Below are 6,000 nucleotides of genomic sequence, written 5' to 3' on the forward strand. Positions count from 1 at the left end.
CTACGCCTCGAGAGATGCCAACGTGGCAAGATAACCAGATCGCGTTCCGAAAGTGACCTTGCCCCCCGCCGACGAGGAGGCCGGCTAGATGAATGCTCATAACAGGTCGAACGCCACACATGGATATAATCAGTACGGCGAATTCCTCAGCCAGATCCCGGAAAGGCGCCGGTCGCGAATGTATTATCGGGGCATCGCGATGCAGTTGACGAATACATACCTGACTGAGGCGAAGCGACCCAGGCCTTTAAGGGAGACTGATTTGCTGGGGTCGTAACTACCGCTATCAGGATTCCGGCGCTCCCTCGTCAAAACGAGCGGATTGCTTGCGCTCTTCCAGCGCAACGCGGGTGCGTTCGAGCTCTTCCGCTATCAGCGTCTCGTCCGGCAACACTGTTCGGTACTCGGCTGCCAGGATCTTGTTCGGCAGGTTGTCGAGCGCATAGTGCGCTTCGGCCGCTCCTTTCTCGGCACACAGTATCAGCCCGACTGGCGGGTTCTCACCTGGCTTCATCCAGTGCTCCCGCGCGTAGTTGAGATACAGATGCATCTGCCCGGCATCCGCATAGCTGAAGCGGCCGAACTTCAGGTCGATGATCACAAGACACTTCAGTCCGCGGTGGAAGAACACCAGATCGACGCGAAACCACGTGTCGTCGATCCGCAGGCGACGCTGACGGCCAAGGAAGGCGAAATCATCGCCGAGCTCCAGGAGGAAGTCCGCAAGGTGCTGGATCAGCGCCGCTTCAAGATCCGACTCCGAGTACTCGTCCCGGATATCCAGGAACTCGAGCACGAACGGGTCACGGATCGCCTCTTCGGGCGTCACAACGTCACCCGGCTGCGCATCGCCGGCCTTGCTGAGGAGGGCCGCCTTGTTGCGCGAGAGTGCCAGTCGTTCATAGAGCTGGCTGCCGATCTGACGGTCGAGCTGACGTACCGACCAGCCCTGCCGCAACGCCTCCGTCTCATAAAAGGTCCGGGCGGCTTCCGTCTTCACGGAAAGCAGCCGCACATAGGCAGACCATGGAAGCGTGAAACGGCTGGCCAGCGACAGGTAGTCGGGCGTGGTTGCACCCGCGGTGACGGCGCCGCCTGCCGAGGGCAATTTTCCAGACGGTGTCTGGAGGTTTGGGGCCTCCGATTTTCCAGACAGTGTCTGGAAAATCTCATTCTCAGGCCAGGCGAGATAGAACGCGCGCATGCTCGCCAGGTTGGCCCGCCCGAACCCGCGGCCAAAGCGGCGCGTCAGGTCGTCCGCGAGGTGTGCGATGAGCGCCTGCCCATAGCCGGCACGGGCCCTGCCGCCCTGCTCGCTGCCGACGATGCGCCGCCCGATCTCCCAGTAGGCAGCGGTCATGACCGCATTGACGTTGCGTGCGGCGGCCTGTCGCGCGGACTCGACCACCCTGACCACGCCATCATGAAGCCCAGCGTAGTCGCCAGGCAGGATCACGGGCTTCGTCATGGTGCGCTCACTGCCTCCCTGAGCGCCCTGCCAGCAGTGAATTTCATCGTCTTCGTCGCGGGGACGTAGATTACCGCGCCGGTAGATGAACTGCAGCCGGCGCGGGCCGCGCAGCGCCCCACAGAAAATGAGCCGAAACCGACCGGTTGCACGGAACCTCTATCGGCAAGTGCCTGCACAATGATCCCGGGCACGGCGTTCACCCGGTCGGACGTGGCGGTCTTGCTCCCGCTGGTACCAGCCACTACCGTATCAATCCGTTCCTGCCTGCTCACGGCCACTCCTATCCAGGATGCGAAACCTGGCACCCTACCGCACGTGCCGCATGCTGGCAAATCCAGGGCGTACAGGCACTCGAGTGCGCCCTTTCTTTCGCCAACCCGATCCAGCCATTCTGCCCGGTCGACGCCCCGAGCGTGTATTCCACGCGCATCAGCCACCGTCTGTACCCAATCCCTCGTTGCCGGTCGCTCCTGCCGCCGTGAGGCGCAGGTTGCAGGCACAGCGCTATGACGATTAGTTGCATAAATGCATTGAATGTAGCGGCGGAAGATCGAGGAGCAGCAGGAGTCGCGAGAAGAGCCGCAACGGCCAGCGCAGAGCGTGAAAACCCGGGCGCGCGTCGCCAAAGGTAAAACCTGGTAGTGGCACTTGATGCCGGCAAGTGTGATCCCAATATGGCGTGTCAAATCCACATCAACCAGCTGCCGGACATGCCCAACAAGAAGAACTCCCGCTCAATGCGTCGGCCGACGGCCGGATCGCACGCAAAGTCGCTCTTTCTCCCCATGCCCCGCAACGAAGCCGCGGATCTCGCACTGCGTGCACGGATCGCACTTGAGCGCCTGCGCAATGGTGAAGCGGACCGCCCATTGATCAATCTCGTCTCGCAGGTCGTCATCATCGCGGGCTTCATCACCCGGGCGGGGCACGGGAAGCTCGATATCGGAGAGATTGAATGTGTCGAGCGTGGCCTCGGGGAAGTGCTCGCCGAGGCAGATAGCAGCGGAGTGTGGAATGTACCTGATTCGTTGATCGAAGGCCTCACCCCCGTGATCAATGAGTACGATCGCCAGCTCTGCGTGACGCGGATGGAAATCGTTGTCCGAGCGAGTGACCATCTTGGAAAACTTGTTAATCTGGCCGCGCAAGATACCCGCACCGACGACAGCCACCTTCAGGTCGCACGGTAGCTCATCATGTTTCCCGTGTCGGTATCGCCTATCAATCACCGCGACGTGCGTTAAAGCTCGCAGGCAATGGAAGACATGGGGGTGTAAGAAAACTGCGAGCAAATGTCATACGGTTTGTTCTCGCCAGCCCGATGGTAACCAGCCCCCATAGATGGAGACCAAATCGCAGTGCGTACGCCGCGAATGAACAGGGACCGCGATTGGCAAGCCCTGTTATAACCCGCGAAAGCGCGCAAGCGCTCACAACACAGGCCATTCAGCAACGCCCAGCGCAACGAAGTCAAAAATATCCCGCGCTACACCGCGTCCACGCCCCCGCCCCGCCCCGAGCTCGGACAATGCGCTGCTGGCAACCACGTCCCCCGAACGAACACAATAATGGAAATTCGCGTCGCATACGAACATAGCCTGGCTTCTGCGCCGGAAGAATTCATCGTTCAGGTGCCGTCGCAACTCGTGACCAGTATTCCCGCAAATGTGCCGCGCGCGCTGTTGCCGGAGTTCATCGCGAACCTGATCGTCGAACGCTCGCCGACCATTGGAAAGATTCGCAATCTCAGGATTCTCTAGCGGATTGCTTATCCTGAGGTGACACCTGCCTGACGACCGGCGTTGTCGCGCGGCGCAAGAAAACTCAGAAGAGGTTCTGCTGCCTGATATCGCGCGCCGGAGGCAGTGAAGGTTTCTGGCGTCGTGCGCCCCTGCGTCGGCGACGCACACGCCGTACATGGACGGTCAGTTCGAAGCTCTCATCCGCAAAGCTGAGCGCCAGCCTGAACTGCGTCAGCCCATCAGCTTCGATACCGGGCTGCACCCGCAGCGATGCACGCATATCGAGCCGACGGGCACGGTCCAGGAGTTGTGCGCGGCTCATGCCCGGCCACGCGAGCAAGATCAGCCGGCCGACCGCCGGAGGAACCGACTCCGGAGGACAGTCCGCTGGCAACGCGAGAGACACAAGCTCGAAACGGTAGGGCATGGGGCTTAAGACCGGCGGATCTGTGCCCGCGCTTTCTCATGGACAAACGTCGCGCCGCTCTCACGTAAGGCGACGCGCGAAGGGACCTGCGTGATCAGTCGTAGCGAGCCGCGAATGGAATGTGGCCAGCATGTCGCTGCGCCAGCCACAACCGGATTGACCGCTACCCGTTACGCTGCTCCGACTTCGGGCGTGGTAGCAGCAGAGTCAACTGTGGCCGTTACCTTTCTGGCTGCGACCTTGCGCGGCGCCGAAACTTTTTTCGCAGGTGCTGCGGCCTTGCGTCCACGCCCCCCCTTTGCCGGAGCGGCTGCCGCCCGGCCAGCCTTTTTCGTGGCTACTGTCGTCTTCGCCGCCTTTTTGGCCACGACACGCTTCGCCGCAGCCTTCTTCGCAGGCGCCGCCTTTGCGCCAGCGCCCTTCGTCGTTGCACCAGCTTCAATCAGGAATTTCGAGCGATCCTTGACGTCGCGAATCCAGAGCGGCGCGAGTCCCCGGCCCGACCACGTCGCGCCCGTTTTCGGATCCGCGTATTTCGGCGCAACGTGATGCACGACCGTGCGCGGAGCTTTTGCTGCCGCCTTCGTCTGCGTCGCCGCAGGCTTACGACCGCGCCGTTTGGCGACAAAGCCTTCGATGTCAGCGACAGTCAGTCCGTGCTTGTGCATCAGTTCACGGATTTTGGTCAGGCCCACCGACGACTGCTTTTCGGCAATCGCCACGGCCTGCTTCTGGAGTTTTGCAATTTTCGAGTGGATTGCGTCGAAGGTAACCATATCTATCCCTCCCTGTGGGGTTCACCGTTCGTGCGATCCTGGCACTTCCCTGGTTTGGTTCCCAGGCACTTCGAAGTTCGGTCTGCCCGTCAGAATTGACACCATCGTCGCGGTCGTGATTATGACTTTATCGGCGCGCCCGTGCAAATTGAATGCACGGTAAGCAAAAGGTTCATTTCTCTATTTTCCAGACATGTACTCACGCATCGTCGCGTCGCGTGGACGCTCCTGTTCGTTCTGCACAATAAGTCGCCGGTAAAAAGATGACTTAACGCGTGCCAGCAAACCTGGCATCGCTTACGGGTTGATTTATACTGCATTCACACCGCCCCCGAAAGGGGCCACCGTCCGTGTGCCGCTCACAGCAAGACGACGTTCAAAACACACCCTGCCCTCTTCAATGCTGCAACAAGGGCCAGCTTTGGGTCGCACGGCATCCTGGCAGCACACGAATTGCAATCAGTTGCCCAAGGGCAAATTGTTGCGCGGAGAATACTGATGGATGAGAGAAAGCGTGAAAGCATAGTCGCCTATCTGAGGCGAAGGATGGCCGAATTTGGAATCAAACCGGAAGACGTTGCGACGTCAATTGCAGCCGATCAGGAGCGTTTGGGCAGTGCGTTTCCGCGACGCTTCCGGAAACACCTGGGACGGCAAAGGCGCCCCGCCACAATGGGTGGTTCAGGCGATCAGCGCTGGGCAGTCACTTGAACATTTTGCAATTGACGGTGCGTCGAATCGGGATCCAGACAAAAACACCGGCGCCGACTGGCGCAATGACCCCTTTGCTGGCACCCGACTGGCCACAATCAGAACGGAGGACATTAGTGCCGCTTAAGGGCGGCGCCAACCAGACTCCGATTCCAGGGATCACTTTCCTCGCTACAGAGAGTCGAACGTTCATGAGATTTAATTCCCGGCCGATCACGAACACAACTTCCGTGATAGCGTGAAAGACTACGCACCGCGCACGCGGTTAGGCCAATAACTGAAAGGCAGGCGCACTGAGAGTGAACGCGTTTTCAAAATGACGCGCATGCCAACAGTCGCGTCCAGCAGTTCCCTCACTGACTTGCGCCGCGTCGGCAGAACATCCCGTAAATCCACGTTGCCAATCGCAATGCGTCTTCTACGCGTCCCGGTCCCACACGTCTCCCTCCTCAAACTTATTGTCACATCATCCAACGCACTTACTGTAAACAAATCGGTACTCATGCTCCGGCATAGAATTGCAATCGCATCGTTGACTGGACCAAGTGCGATCTTCCGACCATTTTCCGGACGTGGAACCGCGTGCCCGCGTGCTTCGGATTGCGTGAGAGACTCCGAGGCATCCTTTCTCGTACGCTATAGGCGATTCCGTTGCAATATTCGCAGCCATTCAAGTGAGTCGCGCCATGACGATCATATATCACTCGTTGTGTGTCTTCGCTTGCCTCTTTAGAGCCGCTAACACAAGTCATCAACGAAGCGCGAACAGATAACGGCAGCGGCAAGGGAGAGCAAAGCGAGATGAATGTCGAGACGACGCTCGAAACGGATGCGCAGTTTGCCGAAACCAGCAAACCAGGCATGAGTACGCTC

The 6,000-nt window shown here is 59.6% G+C and carries 6 protein-coding genes and 2 pseudogenes; 3 read left to right on the plus strand and 5 right to left on the minus strand.

Annotated features, from left to right (window positions below):
• Window positions 1-286: 286 nt before the first annotated feature.
• On the minus strand, window positions 287-1,468 hold the full coding sequence (locus C7411_RS24020; protein WP_110386539.1) for a PDDEXK nuclease domain-containing protein: 1,182 nt from the start codon (window positions 1,466-1,468) through the stop codon (window positions 287-289).
• Window positions 1,465-2,163, minus strand: a complete 699-nt coding sequence (locus tag C7411_RS38780; protein WP_309147587.1) for an HU family DNA-binding protein — start codon at window positions 2,161-2,163, stop codon at window positions 1,465-1,467. The genes C7411_RS24020 and C7411_RS38780 overlap by 4 nt, the downstream gene beginning before the upstream one ends.
• Between C7411_RS38780 and C7411_RS24030 the strand changes: the two genes are divergently transcribed.
• Window positions 2,113-2,661, plus strand: coding sequence for a hypothetical protein (locus tag C7411_RS24030; RefSeq protein ID WP_243413312.1), 549 nt, complete (start codon window positions 2,113-2,115; stop codon window positions 2,659-2,661). The genes C7411_RS38780 and C7411_RS24030 overlap by 51 nt on opposite strands.
• Window positions 2,662-3,039: 378 nt before the next feature.
• Window positions 3,040-3,231, plus strand: coding sequence for a hypothetical protein (locus C7411_RS24035; protein WP_110386541.1), 192 nt, complete (start codon window positions 3,040-3,042; stop codon window positions 3,229-3,231).
• A 64-nt stretch (window positions 3,232-3,295) separates the two neighbouring features.
• Here C7411_RS24035 and C7411_RS24040 read toward each other — a convergent pair whose 3' ends face one another.
• Both C7411_RS24040 and C7411_RS24045 read right to left on the minus strand, forming a co-directional pair.
• On the minus strand, window positions 3,296-3,640 hold the full coding sequence (locus C7411_RS24040; RefSeq protein ID WP_110386542.1) for a hypothetical protein: 345 nt from the start codon (window positions 3,638-3,640) through the stop codon (window positions 3,296-3,298).
• Window positions 3,641-3,810: 170 nt separating this feature from the next.
• A complete protein-coding gene (locus C7411_RS24045) occupies window positions 3,811-4,416 on the minus strand; it encodes an H-NS histone family protein (protein WP_110386543.1) in 606 nt (201 codons plus the stop codon).
• Between the two features lie 498 nt (window positions 4,417-4,914).
• Between C7411_RS24045 and C7411_RS24050 the strand changes: the two are divergent.
• A pseudogene (locus C7411_RS24050) lies at window positions 4,915-5,254 on the plus strand (H-NS family nucleoid-associated regulatory protein).
• Window positions 5,255-5,865: 611 nt separating this feature from the next.
• Here the strand turns inward: C7411_RS24050 and C7411_RS24055 are convergent.
• Window positions 5,866-6,000, minus strand: a pseudogene (locus tag C7411_RS24055) (IS5/IS1182 family transposase); the annotation flags it as partial.

The organism is Paraburkholderia silvatlantica, assembly GCF_003096715.1.
Taxonomy (GTDB): domain Bacteria; phylum Pseudomonadota; class Gammaproteobacteria; order Burkholderiales; family Burkholderiaceae; genus Paraburkholderia; species Paraburkholderia silvatlantica.

Bases quoted from the DNA above. Each gene is read 5' to 3' on its own strand.
- C7411_RS24040 (WP_110386542.1), bottom strand. From the start codon at position 3,640: ATGCCCTACCGTTTCGAGCTTGTGTCTCTCGCGTTGCCAGCGGACTGT.
- C7411_RS24020 (WP_110386539.1), bottom strand. From the start codon at position 1,468: ATGACGAAGCCCGTGATCCTGCCTGGCGACTACGCTGGGCTTCATGAT.
- C7411_RS24045 (WP_110386543.1), bottom strand. From the start codon at position 4,416: ATGGTTACCTTCGACGCAATCCACTCGAAAATTGCAAAACTCCAGAAG.
- C7411_RS24035 (WP_110386541.1), top strand. From the start codon at position 3,040: ATGGAAATTCGCGTCGCATACGAACATAGCCTGGCTTCTGCGCCGGAA.